16 protein-coding genes and 4 pseudogenes are annotated in these 15429 nt (G+C 68.4%); 10 read left to right on the plus strand and 10 right to left on the minus strand.

Features of this window, described 5'->3' with window-relative positions; genetic code table 11:
* Nucleotides 1-148, plus strand: a pseudogene (locus tag AB0D27_RS35455) (transposase); the annotation flags it as partial.
* A gap of 14 nt (nucleotides 149-162) precedes the next feature.
* On the opposite strand, the gene AB0D27_RS35460 reads toward AB0D27_RS35455, so the two are convergent.
* Complete coding sequence (locus AB0D27_RS35460; protein ID WP_362516830.1) at nucleotides 163-534, minus strand: hypothetical protein; 372 nt, start codon at nucleotides 532-534, stop codon at nucleotides 163-165.
* 255 nt (nucleotides 535-789) lie between these two features.
* Here AB0D27_RS35460 and AB0D27_RS35465 point away from each other — a divergent pair, with 255 nt between their 5' ends.
* The gene (locus AB0D27_RS35465; protein ID WP_362516832.1) at nucleotides 790-2403 is read left to right on the plus strand and encodes an alpha-galactosidase; all 1614 of its coding nucleotides are present in this window, start codon (nucleotides 790-792) and stop codon (nucleotides 2401-2403) included.
* Between the two features lie 20 nt (nucleotides 2404-2423).
* Complete coding sequence (locus AB0D27_RS35470; RefSeq protein WP_362516834.1) at nucleotides 2424-3890, plus strand: glycoside hydrolase family 76 protein; 1467 nt, start codon at nucleotides 2424-2426, stop codon at nucleotides 3888-3890.
* 291 nt (nucleotides 3891-4181) lie between these two features.
* Here AB0D27_RS35470 and AB0D27_RS35475 read toward each other — a convergent pair whose 3' ends face one another.
* The 3 genes from AB0D27_RS35475 to AB0D27_RS35485 all read right to left on the minus strand — a co-directional run bounded on the left by AB0D27_RS35475 (nucleotide 4182) and on the right by AB0D27_RS35485 (nucleotide 7760).
* A complete protein-coding gene (locus tag AB0D27_RS35475; protein WP_362516836.1) occupies nucleotides 4182-5828 on the minus strand; it encodes a Na+/H+ antiporter in 1647 nt (548 codons plus the stop codon).
* Nucleotides 5829-5906: 78 nt separating this feature from the next.
* Nucleotides 5907-6773, minus strand: a complete 867-nt coding sequence (locus tag AB0D27_RS35480; RefSeq protein ID WP_362516838.1) for an NAD-dependent epimerase/dehydratase family protein — start codon at nucleotides 6771-6773, stop codon at nucleotides 5907-5909.
* A gap of 114 nt (nucleotides 6774-6887) precedes the next feature.
* Entirely contained in the window at nucleotides 6888-7760 is an 873-nt protein-coding gene (locus AB0D27_RS35485) for a LysR substrate-binding domain-containing protein (protein WP_362516840.1), read from the minus strand.
* Between the two features lie 910 nt (nucleotides 7761-8670).
* Here AB0D27_RS35485 and AB0D27_RS35490 point away from each other — a divergent pair.
* From AB0D27_RS35490 to AB0D27_RS35500, 3 genes and pseudogenes are all read left to right on the plus strand, one after another.
* The gene (locus tag AB0D27_RS35490) at nucleotides 8671-9096 is read left to right on the plus strand and encodes a DUF3592 domain-containing protein (protein WP_362516842.1); all 426 of its coding nucleotides are present in this window, start codon (nucleotides 8671-8673) and stop codon (nucleotides 9094-9096) included.
* Nucleotides 9097-9296: 200 nt separating this feature from the next.
* Nucleotides 9297-9462: pseudogene (locus AB0D27_RS35495) on the plus strand (transposase family protein); the annotation flags it as partial.
* Nucleotides 9463-9593: 131 nt separating this feature from the next.
* Nucleotides 9594-10028: a VOC family protein gene (locus AB0D27_RS35500; RefSeq protein WP_362516844.1), complete on the plus strand. Its 435-nt coding sequence runs from the start codon at nucleotides 9594-9596 to the stop codon at nucleotides 10026-10028.
* A 74-nt stretch (nucleotides 10029-10102) separates the two neighbouring features.
* On the opposite strand, the pseudogene AB0D27_RS35505 reads toward AB0D27_RS35500, so the two are convergent.
* The 4 genes and pseudogenes from AB0D27_RS35505 to AB0D27_RS35520 form a co-directional block, all read right to left on the minus strand.
* Nucleotides 10103-10219 (minus strand): annotated as a pseudogene (locus tag AB0D27_RS35505) (IS5/IS1182 family transposase); the annotation flags it as partial.
* Nucleotides 10204-10386, minus strand: coding sequence for a hypothetical protein (locus AB0D27_RS35510; protein ID WP_362516889.1), 183 nt, complete (start codon nucleotides 10384-10386; stop codon nucleotides 10204-10206). The gene AB0D27_RS35510 and the pseudogene AB0D27_RS35505, both read right to left, overlap by 16 nt.
* A gap of 15 nt (nucleotides 10387-10401) precedes the next feature.
* Nucleotides 10402-10524, minus strand: coding sequence for a hypothetical protein (locus tag AB0D27_RS35515; RefSeq protein ID WP_362516845.1), 123 nt, complete (start codon nucleotides 10522-10524; stop codon nucleotides 10402-10404).
* Between the two features lie 393 nt (nucleotides 10525-10917).
* Nucleotides 10918-11673, minus strand: coding sequence for a helix-turn-helix domain-containing protein (locus AB0D27_RS35520; RefSeq protein ID WP_362516847.1), 756 nt, complete (start codon nucleotides 11671-11673; stop codon nucleotides 10918-10920).
* 239 nt (nucleotides 11674-11912) lie between these two features.
* Between AB0D27_RS35520 and AB0D27_RS35525 the strand changes: the two genes are divergently transcribed.
* The gene (locus AB0D27_RS35525) at nucleotides 11913-12578 is read left to right on the plus strand and encodes a DUF4097 family beta strand repeat-containing protein (RefSeq protein ID WP_362516849.1); all 666 of its coding nucleotides are present in this window, start codon (nucleotides 11913-11915) and stop codon (nucleotides 12576-12578) included.
* A gap of 155 nt (nucleotides 12579-12733) precedes the next feature.
* A complete protein-coding gene (locus AB0D27_RS35530; protein ID WP_362516851.1) occupies nucleotides 12734-13564 on the plus strand; it encodes an alpha/beta hydrolase in 831 nt (276 codons plus the stop codon).
* Nucleotides 13565-13677: 113 nt separating this feature from the next.
* Here AB0D27_RS35530 and AB0D27_RS35535 read toward each other — a convergent pair whose 3' ends face one another.
* Nucleotides 13678-13824 (minus strand): hypothetical protein, encoded by a 147-nt coding sequence (locus AB0D27_RS35535; RefSeq protein ID WP_362516853.1) that lies wholly within the window; start codon nucleotides 13822-13824, stop codon nucleotides 13678-13680.
* Between the two features lie 176 nt (nucleotides 13825-14000).
* Between AB0D27_RS35535 and AB0D27_RS35540 the strand changes: the two genes are divergently transcribed.
* Nucleotides 14001-14741, plus strand: a complete 741-nt coding sequence (locus AB0D27_RS35540) for a class I SAM-dependent methyltransferase (protein ID WP_362516884.1) — start codon at nucleotides 14001-14003, stop codon at nucleotides 14739-14741.
* A 131-nt stretch (nucleotides 14742-14872) separates the two neighbouring features.
* Nucleotides 14873-15027 (plus strand): annotated as a pseudogene (locus tag AB0D27_RS35545) (hypothetical protein); the annotation flags it as partial.
* Nucleotides 15028-15156: 129 nt separating this feature from the next.
* On the opposite strand, the gene AB0D27_RS35550 reads toward AB0D27_RS35545, so the two are convergent.
* Complete coding sequence (locus AB0D27_RS35550; RefSeq protein ID WP_362516891.1) at nucleotides 15157-15348, minus strand: hypothetical protein; 192 nt, start codon at nucleotides 15346-15348, stop codon at nucleotides 15157-15159.
* Nucleotides 15349-15429 lie beyond the last annotated feature (81 nt).

A 15429-nucleotide genomic window follows, 5' to 3' on the forward strand; every position in this document is an offset into this window, starting at 1 on the left:
ACCCCGCCCCCACGTTCCCGGACCACGGACACGATCCGTTGATGCCGGACGCGGAGCGAACGCGGGGAACCAGAACGCCCAAAACCGCTCGGGGCCTTCGGCTGAGCATGGGTTCCGGCAACAGGACTCACTCCCGCCCAGTCTTTAGGAACGGTAGGAGTCCTATCCGGGAAGCTTGGTCGCACCTCCCTCGGCGTTCCAGAAGTGCTCCTGCGCCTTTGCCCGCTCGGCCAGCTCCGACTCGTACGTCGCGTCCACCGCCGCGAGGTCGAGTGCGGCGGTGTGCACCTGGGAGAAGGGCCATTCGTACGAGTACGGCTTGTCGTCGGCGGCCGCCGGATACTGCTCGCGGACCAGTCCGGAGCCGTCATTCGTGTCGAAGTGTCTCTCGAAGGCGGCGTACGCGGCGATGGCGCGCGACAGCGCCCGGCCCGGGCCGGAGCGTTCCGCTGCGGCTACCGGTGTGGCGGCCATCGCTGTCATCGCGGCGAGGCCGGCCCCGACCATCACTCGCCGAGAGGGGTCCATGGGCATGGGGAGACCTCCAGGGACGGACGTGGCTATGGGGGCCTATGGAAACGTTCTCATTGAGCACGGGAGCGTCAACGCTCCTGACGGCGTGGGTAGTTCAGTGCGGGGCGGCAGTCTGGTACGGACCATTGACGCCTGAACCCGATGGTGGGACCTTCGCGATGGTTACGTTTCCAAGGTGCCACGCCCCGCAACTGGACAACGTTGTCGGGCAGTTGAGTTCGTCCGGCCCCACACGGCGAAACAGGAGACCCCGACATGACCGTCCCGTCACCCCTCATGAGGCCCCTGAGTGCCGCCCTCACGATGGTGCTTCTGCTGGTCCTCGCCCCGGCCCTGCTCGTCCTCCGCGCGGCAACGCCCGTGCAGGCCCTCGAAAACGGCCTGGCGAGAACGCCCCCGATGGGCTGGAACGACTGGAACGCCTTCGGCTGTAACGTCACCGAGCAGCTGGTCGAGCAGACCGCCGACTACCTCGTCTCCTCCGGTCTGAAGGACGCCGGCTACCAGTACGTCAACATCGACGACTGCTGGATGACCTCGGCCCGGAACTCCGCCGGCGCCCTGGTCCCGGATCCCGTCAAGTTCCCCAAGGGCATCAGCGGAACCGCCGCCTACGTCCACAGCAAGGGCCTCAAACTCGGCATCTACGAGAGCGCCGGCACCGCCACCTGCCAGGGCTACCCCGGAAGCCTCGGCCACGAGCAGACGGACGCCAACAGTTTCGCCGCCTGGGGCGTGGACTACCTGAAGTACGACAACTGCAACCACCAGAACGTCCCCGACCAGCAGCGCTACACCGCCATGCGCGACGCCCTGGCCCACACCGGCCGCCCAATCGCCTACAGCCTGTGCAACTGGGGCCTCGCCAGCGTGTGGACCTGGGGCGCGGGGGTCGGGAACAGCTGGCGCACCACCGACGACATCAACGTCAACTTCTCCACGGTGGTGTCGATCTACAAGGCCAACGTCAAGCTCGCCCCGTACGCCAAGCCCGGTGCCTGGAACGACCCCGACATGCTCGAAGTCGGCAACGGCATGTCCTTCACCGAGGACCGTTCCCACTTCAGCCTCTGGTCCGAGATGGCCGCGCCGCTGATCGCCGGAACCGACCTGCGCAAGGCCTCCGCCGCCACCCTCTCCCTCTACGGCAACAAGGACGTCATCGCCGTGGACCAGGACTCCCTGGGCAGGCAGGGCACCGAGGTGTCCTCCTCCGGCGGTCTTCACGTGCTGACCAAACCGCTGGCGAACGGCGACGTGTCGGTGGTGCTCTTCAACGAGAACTCCTCCGCCGCCACCATCACCACCTCCGCCACCGCGGTCGGTCTCCCCGCGGCATCCTCCTACCGACTCAACAACCTCTGGTCCCACGTCGTCAGCAACACCAGCGGAACCATCTCGGCCGGCGTCCCCGCCCACGGCTCCGTGATGTACCGGGTCTCCGTCGGCGGCGGCACCAGCGTCGGCAGTACCCACCCCCTGGTCGGCGCCTCCTCCAACCGCTGCCTTGACGCGTACGACAACCAGACCGCCCCCGGCACCAAGATCGAGATCTGGGACTGCGGTGGCGGCGCCAACCAGGCCGTGACCATCACCGCCGCCGGTGAACTCCGGCTCTACGGCGGCACCCAGTGCCTGGACGCATACGGCAATGGGACCACCGCCGGCACCAAGGTGCAGCTGTACACCTGCACAGGGGGCGCCAACCAGAAGTGGAGCCTCAACCCCAACGGCACCATCACCGGCGCCCAGTCAGGCCTCTGCCTCGACGTCACCGGCGGCGACCAGGCCGCCGGCAACGTCAACGGCACCGCGCTCGAACTCTGGACCTGCAACGGCGGCGCCAACCAGCAGTGGCGCCTGGGCTGACCGACCTCTACGGAGCTGACATGCACTCAAAAGCAAGAACACCAGGCATGATCGGGGCGGCCCTGTCAGCGACCCTGGCTCTCCTGATCCCGGCATCCGGAACCGCCGAAGCAGCGACCACAGCAGCCCAGGCAACCATCTGCGACAACTACTGCGACGGCCGCGACCCGTCCCTGTCCCCCCAGGACCGCCAGCCGGTGAGCACCACCATCTACTCCCGCAACATCACCCTCCACTTCGACGACACCGACGCCATGGGCTGGGCCTCGATCACCAACGGCAGCCCCACCGACGAGGTCTGGCTCGACCGCTCCTTCGACGGCGGCCGCACCTGGACCTCCGGCAGCAAGCTCGGCGACACCACGATCCCCTCGGGCCGCACCGGCTGGCGCACCCCGATGTACAACGTCGACGACTGGAACAACCACGGCGTCGGCGCCCTCCGCGCTTGCGGCAAGGCGGGGGACCGTGGCGAGATCGCCTGCACGGCATGGGCCCGTACGACCTGGAACGCCGGCAGCCGCCCGACCGCGGCGGCCACCGCGCTGATGCAGTCGTACAACCTCAGCACCGGCCTGTTCGACACCACCGGCTGGTGGAACTCGGCCAACGCACTGACCGCCCTCATCAACAACATCCAGGTGACCGGCATGGGCAGCTACAAGTACGCCATCGCCACCACCTACGACCACAATCTGTCCGCGCAGGGCGGCAACTTCACCAACGACTACATCGACGACACCGGTTGGTGGGGGCTGGCCTGGGTCGCCGCGTACGACCTGACCGGCGACGCCAGGTATCTGAACACGGCCCGGGCCGACGCGGACTACATGGCCCGGTACTGGGACTCCACGTGCGGCGGCGGAGTCTGGTGGAGCACCGCCAAGACCTACAAGAACGCCATCGCCAACTCCCTCTACCTGGAGCTGAACGCCGCACTACATAACCGCAACTCCGGCGACACGACCTATCTCGCCAGGGCGAACGCGGAGTGGTCGTGGTTCAAAGGCACCGGCATGATCAACAGCTCCCACCTGGTCAACGACGGCATCAACCTCACGACCTGCGGCAACAACGGCGCCACCGCCTGGTCCTACAACCAAGGCGTTCTCCTCGGCGGCCTCGCGGAGCTCTACCGCGCCACCGGGAACTCGACCCTGCTCACCACAGGCCGCCAGATCGGTGACGCCTCAACCACCTCCACGTCGCTGAACGCCGGCGGAATCCTGCGCGAGCCCTGCGAGACAGGCGGCTGCGGCGGCGACGGCCCCTCCTTCAAAGGCGCCTACATCCGAGGCCTCAGCGCCTTCAACGCCCAGCTCTCCGACCGCCCCTACACCTCCTACATCCGCCGCCAAGCCGATTCCGCCTACGCCAACAACCGCACCCCCCTCGACGCCTACGGCCTCCACTGGGCCGGACCCGTCGACACGACCGACGCCGCCCGCCAGCAGTCCGCCGTCGACCTGATGAACGCGGCCTCCTGACCCCGGACCCACTGCGTCCGCCAGGGTGCTTCTGTCTGCCCTGACGTGGGGGGGGAATGGCAGATCGACAGCACCAGGACGTCGACGGCCCGCGACTTCTCCGTATCGCCGGAGGTGGGTTTCCTGGCGACGCTCACACAGACGGGACCTCCAAGTACCTTCCGCCGGCTTCATGCGAGCGGGCGGACGCGGCCTGGCGGTCGACCGGACCTGGGAGGGCCGCACGGACACAGTGCCGCGACGCGGCTGATTGCCGGCGGAAGATCACATCCCAGGACCGGACGCGGTCGCTCACTTCCCGGGCGCCCTGCCGCGTGGATCGGCCGTGCCGCCGGCCGGTGGTGAGGGCGGCCGGCCGGTGAAGGAACGCAGGGCCAGCTCGATCCTGATTTCCTCGCTGTCCAGGACCGACTGCAGCCGGCGCAGGACGATGTCGTCAATGGTGCGCTGGTCGCGCAGGCGGATCAGGGCGCTGCGTTTGACGCCGATCAGGGTGCGGCGCAGTTCGAGCCCGGCCCGCACGCCGGGCCCGGTGTCGGGCGGTCCTGCGTCCTCGGCTGCGTCCTCGGCTTCGTACTGGCGCAGTTCGCTCAGGATGGCGTCGGCGATCTCCGGCGGCGTGTCCAGGCGGTCGGCGTAGTCGGGAAGGGCTTCCAGCGCGGCATTGACGATCTGGCGATGGGCGCGGCGTTCCTCGGTGATCTCGTCGGGATCGCCGCGCAGTCCGGCCCAGTGGATCACCGCGGGCATGGTCGTGCCCTGGACGACCAGCGTCACCAGGATGACGGCCACGGCGGTGAACACCAGCAGGCCGTGTCCCCCAAGCGGCCGGCCCGCGGCGGTGGTGGTCGGGACACCGAGGGCGGCCGCCAGCGACACGGCCCCGCGCACCCCGCTCCAGGCGACAGGGAACCTTTCCCGGGCGCCGGAGCGCAGCCTGCGCTGGACCGGGCGGCGGTCGACGGCGCGGAGGAGGTAGGGCACCGAGTACAGCCACAGCAGGCGAGTGGCGATCACCACGCCGCCGACCAGCAACGCGGTGACCACGGCGTGTCCGAGGGAGACGGAGCTGATCGCGCTCACGATGGCGGGTGTCTGGATGCCCACCAGGACGAACAGGGCACTGTTGAGGATGAAGGTGCTCACCTCCCAGAAGCCGGTGATTTGCACTCTGGCGCCCGCGCTGATCACCTTGGGGCCTGCCTGGCTGAGGATGAGACCGCAGGTGACCACCGCCAGGACGCCGGAGACGCCCAGGACTTGCGCGGGCAGGTAGGTGGCGAACGGTGTGAGCACGGCCAGGGCGCTCTCCAGCACGCGGTCACGCAACCGCCTGCGCAGTGCCACCACGACGGCGGCGCAGGCGGCGCCGATCGCGACACCGCCCGCGTAGGCCAGCAGGAAGCGTGCGGCGGTGCCCGACCAGGTGACGGCCTGTCCCTGTACGGCGACCCCGACGACCACCGCGTACAGGGCAAGTGCGGTGCCGTCGTTGATCAGGCTCTCCGCCCGGAGGATGGTTTGGATCCGGCGGGGCAGGAGCCGGGCGACCGCCTGCACAGCGATGGCGTCGGTGGGGGCGACGACGGCGCCCAGGACGAAGGCGAGCGGCCAGGAGAGGCCCAGCGCGTGCCCCACGCCAGCCACGGCGGCAGCGGTGGCCAGCACCAGGCCGGTCGCGAGCAGCACGATGCCGCGCAGATTCGTCCGGATCTCGCGGAGCGAGGTGGTCAGCGACTCCCAGTAGAGCAAGGGTGGCAAGAAGAGCAGCAGAACGACCGGGGGCGGCAGGACCAGCGTGCGGAACTCGGGGGTGAGACCGATCAGGCAGCCACCCGCCACCAGCAGGACCGGCTCGTTCCAGCGCAGGCGGCGAGCCAGCCACGTCATGGCCAGCACGGCCGCGAGAATGACCACGATGACTTCCAGGCCCCGCATTCGGCACCGCCTTCTCGATGGGGGCACTTCCCGGTGGGGGCACTTCCCGATGGGGAAGGCACCTCTTTCCCTGGTGGTTCAGCCCTGGGCGAGTTCGGCCAGGGCGTCGAGACGGGTGGGCGTCCAGCCGAGCTCGCGGTGCGCCCGGGCGCCGCTGAACTGCTGGTCGAGGGCGAATGCCTCGGCGATCGGGCCCATCCGCTGCACGGCTTCCTCGAGGGTCAGCGAGTCGATCCTGCCTTGGCATCCGGCGGCGTGGCTGAGGGCTCGGGTGACGTCGGTCAGCGGAAGGTTCTGGCCGCTGACCCCGGCGTAAGTGGAACCGGCCGGGGCGTTCAGGGCCAGGACGTACAGCTCGGCGATGTCGTCGACGTGGACCAGCGCCCAGTGGTTGGAGCCGTCCCCGATGCAGGGCACGGCCCCCGCGGTGCGTCCCGGCTCGACGAAGAACGACTGCGCCAGTCCGCCGGAGCGGCCGTAGACCAGCCCTGGCATCACCACCAGGGGGTGTCGTCCGGTGGCGGCCCGGGCGAGCACCCGCTTCTCGTTCTCCAGCCGCCAAGCGGTGATGCGCGGCGGGCTCAGCGGGGCGTCCTCGTCGACGACCCCGTCGGTGTCGCCGTATACCCACACCCCGCCCGTGTGCACATAGGGGCCGCTTCCCACGCCGTCCTGCAGTGCCTCCGCCGCTGCGCGGTCGACGTCCTCTGTGCCCTCGGCGTAGTCCACCCCGAGGTGGATGACCCCGTCGGCCCCGCGGGCCGCCTCATGGAGGACATCGGTGTCGGTGAGCGCCCCCGCGACCGGTGTGGCACCAAGGTCCGACACGGTGCGCGCCGCGTGCTCGCTGCGCGCCAGCGCCGTCACGCCGATGCCGTGCCCGGTCAGTGCCCGGATGGTGGAGCGGCCGATGTAGCCGGAACCACCTGTGATGAAGATCTGCATCGCTCTCACGGTCCTTGTCGAGGGCGGCGGGGGATTCCGCCGCTCCTCCACCCTGGCCCCGTGCCGCGGCCGACGTCCAAGACCTCTTCCGTCAGCGGTGATGCCCGCAGGGCATCAGTGCTGGGCAGCGGCGATGTCGGCGAACTCCGGGAGCAGAGGGGAGCGGCGGCCGACGCTCCAGGCAAGGCAGACCTCGCCCGGGCCGATGTCGTCGATGGGCACATACGCGACATCGGTATGGGTGTAATAGGCCGCGGTGGACAGCGGAAGGACGAGGACGCCCCCGGACGTCGCGACGTGTTCCAGCTTCTCCTCGACGGAGGCGAACGAGGGCCGCGGCCCGTCGCCCTCGCCGCCGGTCCGCTCGGGGAGGTCGCGCCACTCGGGGACGGCGTCAGGGTCCTGCAGCAGCCGCTCGGACGCCAGATCTGCGATAACGATGGACTCCTTGCCCGCCAGCCGGTGGTCCGCCGGCAGTACGGCGACGCGGGGCTCCCGGAAGAGCGGGCGCAGCTCCAGGCCGCGATGGTCGACGGGCAGCCGTACGAAGCTCACGTCGAGAAGGCCCTCGTGCACCCCTTGGACCTGGTCGCCCCAGGAAGTGCGCACCACCTGCACACTCAGCTCGGGATGCCTGGCGGAGAAGGCGCGCACCGCGCCGGTCACGGTGATCCCGGGCATGAAGCCGACCGTGAACGCCGAAGATCCGTGGGCGGCCTGCTGGACCCGGCGGCACAGAGCCTGCGCGGTGGCCAGCAGGGGGCGCGCGTCCTCCAGCAGTTGACGGCCGGCGGCCGTCAACTGGGTGGCCTGCTTGTTCCTGGTGAACAGCTGCACGCGCAGCTCCTGCTCCAGCGCGCGGATCTGCCGGGACAGCACCGGTTGCGTGATGTGCAGCCGCTCGGCGGCCCGGCCGAAGTGCAACTCCTCGGCCACTACGACGAAGTAGCGCATCTTGCGCAGATCGACATCCACGACATCTCCCACCGTGCAGAATCTCCCACCGTGCAGACGCCACGTCCCAGCCTAGTTCCTCCGGACCGTGTCGTCGGGGAGATCAATTGGTCCACTTACGCCCAGCCGCTCGGCCGCCTGGTTCGGTCCGAGTGGGCTGTCCGCGGCGACCCGCTCCGCCAGGTCCTCGCAGGTGCACACGGCGTCGACCTGGGCCGGGATTGACCTGAACGCCGTCCGGCATGGTGAGGTCGACCCAAAGACCGCGGTCGATGATCCGCTAATCCGCTTCACTACGAAGGTGGTCACGTGCGCCTTCGCGCCTGCTGATGGGGAGTACCGAGCGCCGCGGCAATCCGGCCCCCGGCAACGCCGCCGGAATTCGGCTCGCGCGGCAGTGACGCCCGGATCACCTCCGAGTCCATCGCCTCCATTGCCGCCCGTGACCACCGCCTCGGGGGCAGATCCGGTGCAGGGATGACGCCGGCGGGGCGTGCTGAGCGGAAAGCGGCGGCGGGCACCCTCAGTCGCTTGGCGGCCTGGCTGGCGTCCAGTCGCTTGGCGGCCTGGTTGTCGTCGTCGGGGCTTATAAGCAGGGCAAGTTGTGGCAAGTTGTTCTAATGCCACGAGAACCGCACCCGCGTACGCCAGGGAAGAATTTACCCGCCCGGGCCGCGATCGAGGCTCCGAGAGACCTGGTGCTGCGGCCCCGGTAGACGTCCGTCCGCGAAGGCGGGAACCGGCAGTTGCTTCCCGCAGACGAGTGACGTTGCTCCTGTCCTGTCGCGCCGAAGGTCGAACAGTCTCGCCGAAGTTTGGTCCTCAAGATGGGCTCAAACCGTGTCGGCCTTGTGCCGCCGAGCGCGCGGAACAGTGGTGGCAGGCCGGCCGCCACAGCCGCGCCACTCGCAACCGCCATCCCCGCGCACGCGTCGCACAACACATGGAACGCGAATGGCTCTTCTCGATCATCCCGCTGACGATTGGCGCGGTCTTCCTCAGCTTCGGCGTGTATGGACTCCGCCGCGCCAGCGCGCTCCGTCGCGCAGGTGTCAGCGCAGAGGGTCGGATCGTCCGCCACGATGTCAGGCGAGACGACGAAGGCGCCACGTTTTACCACCCGGTCGCAGCTTGGACGACCCGGGACGGCCGCGAGTGCGAGTACTCATGCAGGTTTGGCCGCAGTGTCGTCGGAGGCGACTTCGGCGTGGGGACCCTTGTCATGGTCCAATACGATCCGGAAGATCCCCACCGATTTACGATCCAGGGCTGGGACGTAGCGACGGTCGACCTGGTGTTCACCGTGTTGGGGTCGGTGTTCACAGCGGGCACGTTGGTGGTGTTGCTCGTCCGACTACTCACTGTCTGACCGCAGCCGACTCTCATTTTCTACGGCGGCAGGACGTTCGCACCGAGTGACGAACTGTAGTTAGTCAACCAGCCTTCGATGAAACGGAGGCCCAGCGACCAGCCTTCGGTGAGACTGCGCAACCTTCGGTGCGATAGGACGTGCGATAGGACCGCCGCCCCTCTCGTGGCAGGCGGTAACAACGGCACCCTGGCGGAACCGACCGCGCCTACCGCGCCGGGCCATGGGCGACGACACCGGCCAGACGCCCACCCGGCCGCGGGTTAGCGCCGACCCAGCCCACGGTCAACCGCGCGCTCTCCACGCGCGGGCACCGGTGGAGCGGGGTGGGGCCGTATGAAGTCCTGGCGCATCTTCCGCAGAGCTGTTGGGGTTCGACATCGGTTCACCCCCTGCGACCGCACGACACAGCAGCGGCCGGCAGGGCCCGTCCTCTTGACAACATGCGGATCCACACCGGGAATTGAGCAACAGAGTCCCCCTGCTATGGTGCGCCGATGTCATCGATCAAGCAGTTCCAAGTTACCTTCGACTGCGCGGAGCCTGAGCGCGTCGCTCGTTTCTGGTGCGAGGTGTTGGGGTATGTCGTACCGCCGCCACCGGAGCAGTTCGCCAGTTGGGCCGATTTCGACCGCTCCCTGCCTCTTGAGGATCAGGGTTCACGGTTCGCATGTATTGATCCCTCAGGTGTGGGCCCGCGACTGTTCTTTCAGCGCGTTCCCGAAGGCAAGGTCGTCAAGAACCGGCTGCATCTTGATGTGCGGGTCGGCACCGGGCTCGTGGGTGAAGAGCGCCTGGCCACGCTTGAGGCCGAGTGCGCACGACTGGTCGCGCTCGGCGCGGTACGCGTGCGCCTCCTGACTGCCGATGACTACAACGAGTCGTGCCTCGTGATGCAGGACATCGAGGGCAACGAGTTCTGTCTCGACTGAGTATCCGCCGAGACGGCGAGGTGGGGCCGTCTCCCTTGGGCCTCTCTTAAGGATGGTCCCGTATGGGGCGGGAGTTATCCCGTGAGGGCGAGATTGTGAAGTCGGGCGATGCCGAGCATCGCGGTGTGCATGCCGTCGCCCTTCAGGCGGCAGTCGCGAAGGATCTTCCAGGTCTTCATGCGCGCAAGCATGCCTGTCCTGCGCGCCGCCTCCAGGACGTAGCGGTTCCGAGCACGTTGGTTTCGAGCAGGTCCGGCAGCGGCGCCTCGTCCGGCACACCGCCAAGGTGGAGCATGCGGTCGGCCCCCGCGAGGGCCGACTCCACGGCGGCCGCGTCCCCCAGGTCGATGGTGTGCACTTCCTCGTTCTCGGTCTACGCCCGCATGGGTACGCGATCGAGCAGGATCAACCGCGCCACCTCGCCGCGCAGCGCCTCCCGCACCACGGAACCGATGTTCCCCGCCGCACCTGTTACCGCCAGTGTCCCGAGCCTCATCCTGCTTCCTCGCCTCCGCGTCGTTGGCAACCCTCACATCTGCATGGTCGGTGATCCATCTATTTGGCGCGTGGGCGATGAGGGGCGGCCAGGCTCTCGTGGCTCCTGCACACACACTCCACGAACACGGTGACCAGTTCACCCAGCACATTGATGCTGGGTGCCAAAGTGGCCAAGTGAAGCACTCAATGGCCAACTGGCGTGCTCAGTCACAGCAGATGAGCGGGGGATTCGCGGCGCGCTGACCGTCGAGGAGACGGTCGTCGAGCGCGCCGACCAGGCGAGGGAACGGACGACCGCGCGCTGTCGCGGACGGCCGCCGTGGTGGAACCCTATGCCTCCCCGCGGACACAGCCGGCTTCGTCTCATTGCTTTGACGATAGAGACGGCTGACTATCCGTGGTCTGGGGTTGGTTGGGCGGTGTCGGTTGAGGTTGTTTCGGGTTTGGTGTGGAGGACTTCGCGGGCCTGTTCGGCGGCGCGGGTGATGGCTTCGCTGATGAAGTCGAGGAAGCGGGCGATGTTCTCCAGGCGAGTGGCGGCGGGGGTGTGGGGGCCGAGGATGGCGACGCCTTGGCGGGCGGTTTCGACGAGCTGGTCGTTGGATCGGGCGCTGGCGATCGTCGCCTGGTAGAAGAGTTCGTCGTCGACGACGTAGCGGTCGCGGCGGCGCTCGTCGCGTTCTCGGCGGACGAGGCTCTGGCTCTCGAGGAAGGCGATCGCTTTGGAGATGGACGCCGGGCTGACCTGGAGGCGCTGGGCGAGTTGGGACGCGGTGAGGCTGCCCGCGTCGGTGGTGAACAGGCAGGTCAGCACCCGGGCCGTCATCTTGGTCAGGCCCGAAGCCATGAGGACGGTGGTGAGCGTTTCCTCGTACTCGGCCACGGCCTCGGCGTCGCGTCCGTGCGGCTGGGGGACTGACTCCGGCCCTCGGAAGGAGGCGGGCCTGCGCCGGTGGGCGCGGCGTTCCGTGGCGCGGTGGGCCAGGTCGGCGCGGTAGGTGGTGGGACCGCCGTTGCGCATCACCTCACGCGTGATCGTCGAGGTCGGACGGTCGAGGCGTCGGGCGATCTCGGCGTAGGGGAGGCTGTCGGCCAGCCCCAGCGCGATCTGCTGGCGTTCCTGCTGGGTGAGCCTGCCTCCCGGCATCGAGATCTCCTTGGTGATCCTTCGTGGCGTTCCCTGATCCCCCCACTATAGCGTTCACTTCTCATCCATTGCAATGATCAGAGCAGTTGTCGTTGCGTTACCCCTAAGGTCGTTGCAACAACTTCTCTGCTTCTACCTGCATAGATGCTGATTAAGTGCAACAGTTGTGTTGTCGGAATCTGGAAAGCAACGTAGCGTTTCCGGTGTCGGAAAATAACGAACGAGTACGGGAGAGCACGATGCAGAAGTTCGACACCCCTGTCCCGATCTCCGCCGTCCTGGACATCCCCACCGGACGCATCCAGTTCATCGCCGCAGACCGCGCCGACACCACCGTCGAGGTCCTGCCCGCCGACTCCTCCAAGAGCCGCGACACCAAGACCGCTGAGCAGACCACCGTCGCCTACACCGACGGCGTCCTGCGGATCACGGCCTCGACCCACAACAACCAGCTCTTCGGCCCCTCCGGATCCCTGGAGGTCACCGTCCAACTGCCCGCCGGCTCCCGCATCGAGGCCAGGGCTGCCAGCACCGAGTTCCGCGGCGTCGGACGCCTCGGCGACGTCGCCGTCGAAGGCGCGTACCGCCAGATCAAGATCGACGAGGCCGCGAGCGTCCGCCTCACTGCGATCGACGGCGACGTCGAGGTCGGCCGGCTGGGCGGCCCCGCGGAGATCAGCACCACTAGGGGCGACATCCGGATCGCCGAGGCCGTGCGCGGCACGGTCGTGCTCCGCACCCAGTCCGGCGACATTTCGGTCGCCGCCGCGGCCGGCGTCTCGGCCGCCCTGCACGCCGGCACTGACTACGGCCGCGTCAGCAACGCCCTCAAGAACGATGGCACCGCCGAACTCGACATCCGCGCCACCACCACGCACGGCGACATCACCGCCCGCAGCCTCTGAAGGAGCAGAACCAGGACTGTCCGGCCGGGCCCCACGCGATCGAGATCCTGTCGCTCGTCGCCGACGACCCGGCCGTCCGTCCCGAGGGGCCTGCGATCCACGTGCAGGGCCTGGAGAAGTCGTACAAGACGCTCTCACGCGACCAGGGGGAACACATGACGAAGAACAGCACTTCCTCGACCAGTTCGCAGTGGACCGGCATGGTGCCGGTCGACGATACGGCCCTGGCGGTCACCGACACCGGCGGTCCCGGTATCCCTGTGGTCTACCTCAATGGCCAGTTCGCCACTCAGGGGTACTGGCGGCGGGTCATCGCTGAACTGGGGACGGGGTGGCGGCACATCACCTACGACGAGCGGGCCCGCGGCAAATCGAAGCGTTCGGCGGACTATTCCTTCGAGGCAGCCGTCCGGGACGTCGATGCCGTTCTCGCGGCCAGGGGTGTGGACCGGGCGCTGGTGGTGGGCTGGTCCTACGGGGCGTTTGTTGGGGCGCACTGGGCCGGCCGGAATCCGGAGCGTGCCTTGGGCGCGGTCCTGGTCGACGGCGCGTTCCCGTACGACTGGCTCGACGAGGCCATGGAGCAGCGGATCCGGAAGCTGTTCCGGCGGATGAGCTGGTTCCTGCCGCTGCTGCGCCCGACGGGCCTGGCCCCGCGGCTGACCGCCGATCAGCAGGCGAACAGCAACATCGAGCTCGGCAGGCTCTCCCGCGAGCGCGAGCTGGGCCCCGTGCTGGGCAACATCACCGTCCCGGTGCGGTATGTGGTCGCTTCGGGGACATCCTTCGGAAGCCGCGGTGATGAGCAGGAACGGATACGCACCAGCCTCGATGTGGTGACCGCCCACAACCCGAATATCCAGATCGGCGCGAAGGTCGCCAGCAACCACGGTGCGATCCTCAAGAAGGACTTCCCGGCCATCGCCGAGGCCGTACGCGAGGTCGCCGCCCTTGACCGCCGGGACGCTGAAGACACGACCAGCTGACTGACGACAACTACACGTCCTCGCCACCATCGTCATCATCGTCCAGCTCGACGGCGTCCCGGTCGCGCGGGGGCCGCAGTCCTGCGCGTTGACACCAAGGACAGAGGCACTAGTCAGGCCCGCCGGATCGCGTAGACGATCGCGGCGGCGGCGAGCAGGCCGGGGATGACGGACAGGCCGATGGCCCACTGCACGCCGAGCCAGGCGAGCAGACCGAGCGCGAGGAGCGGGCCGAAGATCGCACCGAGATTGTCCATCATCCGCTCGAACCCGTGACCGCCCGTACACAGAGCCGGGACGATGTCCGGATCTTTGTGGCTTCTGCCAGTACGACGGTTTGCCGGGGTGCGGGAAGACTGCCCGTCAGAGGCTGCGGCCTGTCCCGGTGGCGGGGCCCGAGGCCATGGACATGACGAAGCACAGGGGGGACGGCACGGTGAGCATGCAGCAGTACGACGAGATCGGTGAGGCGTTCGAGGGCTTCAAGGCCCTGCCGCTGGCGCACTACGCGGAGGTGCCCAGCTTCCTGGCCATGGTCGGGGACGTGCGCGGCAAGTCGGTCCTCGACCTGGCCTCCGGCACCGGCTTCTACAGCAGGGAGTTCAAGCGGCGCGGCGCCGCGGAGGTGCTCGGAGTCGACATCTCCCGTGAAATGGTCGCCGCAGCGGAGGAGTTGGAGGAGCGCAATCCGCTGGGTGTGCGCTACGAGGTGGGCGATGTGTCCGAACTGCGGCCCCTTGGGCGGCGCTTCGACGTCGCCTCGGCGGTCCAGCTGCTCAACTACGCGGAGGACTTCGCCGCCATGGAGCGGATGTGTCGCAACGTGCACCAGAGCCTGGCGCCCGGAGCCGAGTTCTTCGTGCTCGCCCAGACACCCGACTACCGCTTTGATGGGCCGCCCCTGGGCAAGTACGGCTTTCTCTCCGAGCTGACCGGCGAGAAGGCCGAGACCGGACCGCGAGTCCGGATCACGGCGCTGCTCGACCCGCCGATCGGGTTCATCACCACCTGCCCGCGCCGCGAGGTCTACGAAAAGTGTCTGCGGGCGGCCGGATTCAGCGAGGTGACCTGGGTCCCGCTGGAGGTGTCCGACGCCGGCGTGCGCAAGTTCGGTGCGGACTTCTGGGCGGACTTCCTCGCCAAACCCCCACTGGAGATGCTGCGCTGCCGCGCCTGACGACCGCCCGGACATCCCGGAGGCCCGACCTCTGAAATTGGCCCGAACGGGAGCCGGGCCGCCGGTCGTTGACCCGGGCCGCTGAGCGGTCTCGAGGAAGTATCCGGTGCGGGCTCCCCGTGCTCCAAGGGATCCTCGCCGCATACGGCGGGATCTTCTTCGCCGGGTCCATCGCCTGGGGCATGCTCGCCGACGCCTACCGCCCCGACCGCTTCGACACATCATCGGCGCCTTGGTCTGCCTCGCCGGAATGGCGGCCATCATGATCGCCCCTAGCAGCAACTGACCAACCGGCATAAGGAAGAGGCCTTGGTCGACCAGGGCCTTCCCGAGGTGCCGCCGGTGTGCTCGGCGACCTGGTCCAGCGCCGGGCGGGATCCGGAGCCGAGCGCGGGCGTGATCGACTCCCAGTCGGTCAAGGCGGACGCCGTTGTCGACGCCGACAGCCGCGGCTGCGACGGCGTACGCGGGCGATGACCCCCTCGTCCCACTCCCGCTCGGCCACGACCAGCTCGGCCTGGATACGGTCGGCCTCCTCCCGCAGCTCGTCCAAGGGACGGCGAGCGGTCAGCTCACGCTGTTCCAGCAGCCCCACGACCGACGGCATCCCCGACCTCCACCAGAGCGACGACTCAACACGTCACCACTCCCCGAGACCACCGACCCCACGCCTGAACAGCAGAAACGC

This window comes from Streptomyces sp. NPDC048415 (assembly GCF_040651675.1).
Lineage (GTDB): Bacteria > Actinomycetota > Actinomycetes > Streptomycetales > Streptomycetaceae > Streptomyces.

Excerpts from the sequence above, each read along its gene's own strand:
- AB0D27_RS35460 (WP_362516830.1), bottom strand. The coding sequence starts at position 534 with ATGCCCATGGACCCCTCTCGGCGAGTGATGGTCGGGGCCGGCCTCGCC.
- AB0D27_RS35465 (WP_362516832.1), top strand. The coding sequence starts at position 790 with ATGACCGTCCCGTCACCCCTCATGAGGCCCCTGAGTGCCGCCCTCACG.
- AB0D27_RS35470 (WP_362516834.1), top strand. The coding sequence starts at position 2,424 with ATGCACTCAAAAGCAAGAACACCAGGCATGATCGGGGCGGCCCTGTCA.
- AB0D27_RS35475 (WP_362516836.1), bottom strand. The coding sequence starts at position 5,828 with ATGCGGGGCCTGGAAGTCATCGTGGTCATTCTCGCGGCCGTGCTGGCC.
- AB0D27_RS35480 (WP_362516838.1), bottom strand. The coding sequence starts at position 6,773 with ATGCAGATCTTCATCACAGGTGGTTCCGGCTACATCGGCCGCTCCACC.
- AB0D27_RS35490 (WP_362516842.1), top strand. The coding sequence starts at position 8,671 with ATGGAACGCGAATGGCTCTTCTCGATCATCCCGCTGACGATTGGCGCG.
- AB0D27_RS35500 (WP_362516844.1), top strand. The coding sequence starts at position 9,594 with ATGTCATCGATCAAGCAGTTCCAAGTTACCTTCGACTGCGCGGAGCCT.
- AB0D27_RS35515 (WP_362516845.1), bottom strand. The coding sequence starts at position 10,524 with ATGAGGCTCGGGACACTGGCGGTAACAGGTGCGGCGGGGAACATCGGT.
- AB0D27_RS35520 (WP_362516847.1), bottom strand. The coding sequence starts at position 11,673 with ATGCCGGGAGGCAGGCTCACCCAGCAGGAACGCCAGCAGATCGCGCTG.
- AB0D27_RS35525 (WP_362516849.1), top strand. The coding sequence starts at position 11,913 with ATGCAGAAGTTCGACACCCCTGTCCCGATCTCCGCCGTCCTGGACATC.
- AB0D27_RS35530 (WP_362516851.1), top strand. The coding sequence starts at position 12,734 with ATGACGAAGAACAGCACTTCCTCGACCAGTTCGCAGTGGACCGGCATG.
- AB0D27_RS35535 (WP_362516853.1), bottom strand. The coding sequence starts at position 13,824 with ATGATGGACAATCTCGGTGCGATCTTCGGCCCGCTCCTCGCGCTCGGT.
- AB0D27_RS35550 (WP_362516891.1), bottom strand. The coding sequence starts at position 15,348 with ATGCCGTCGGTCGTGGGGCTGCTGGAACAGCGTGAGCTGACCGCTCGC.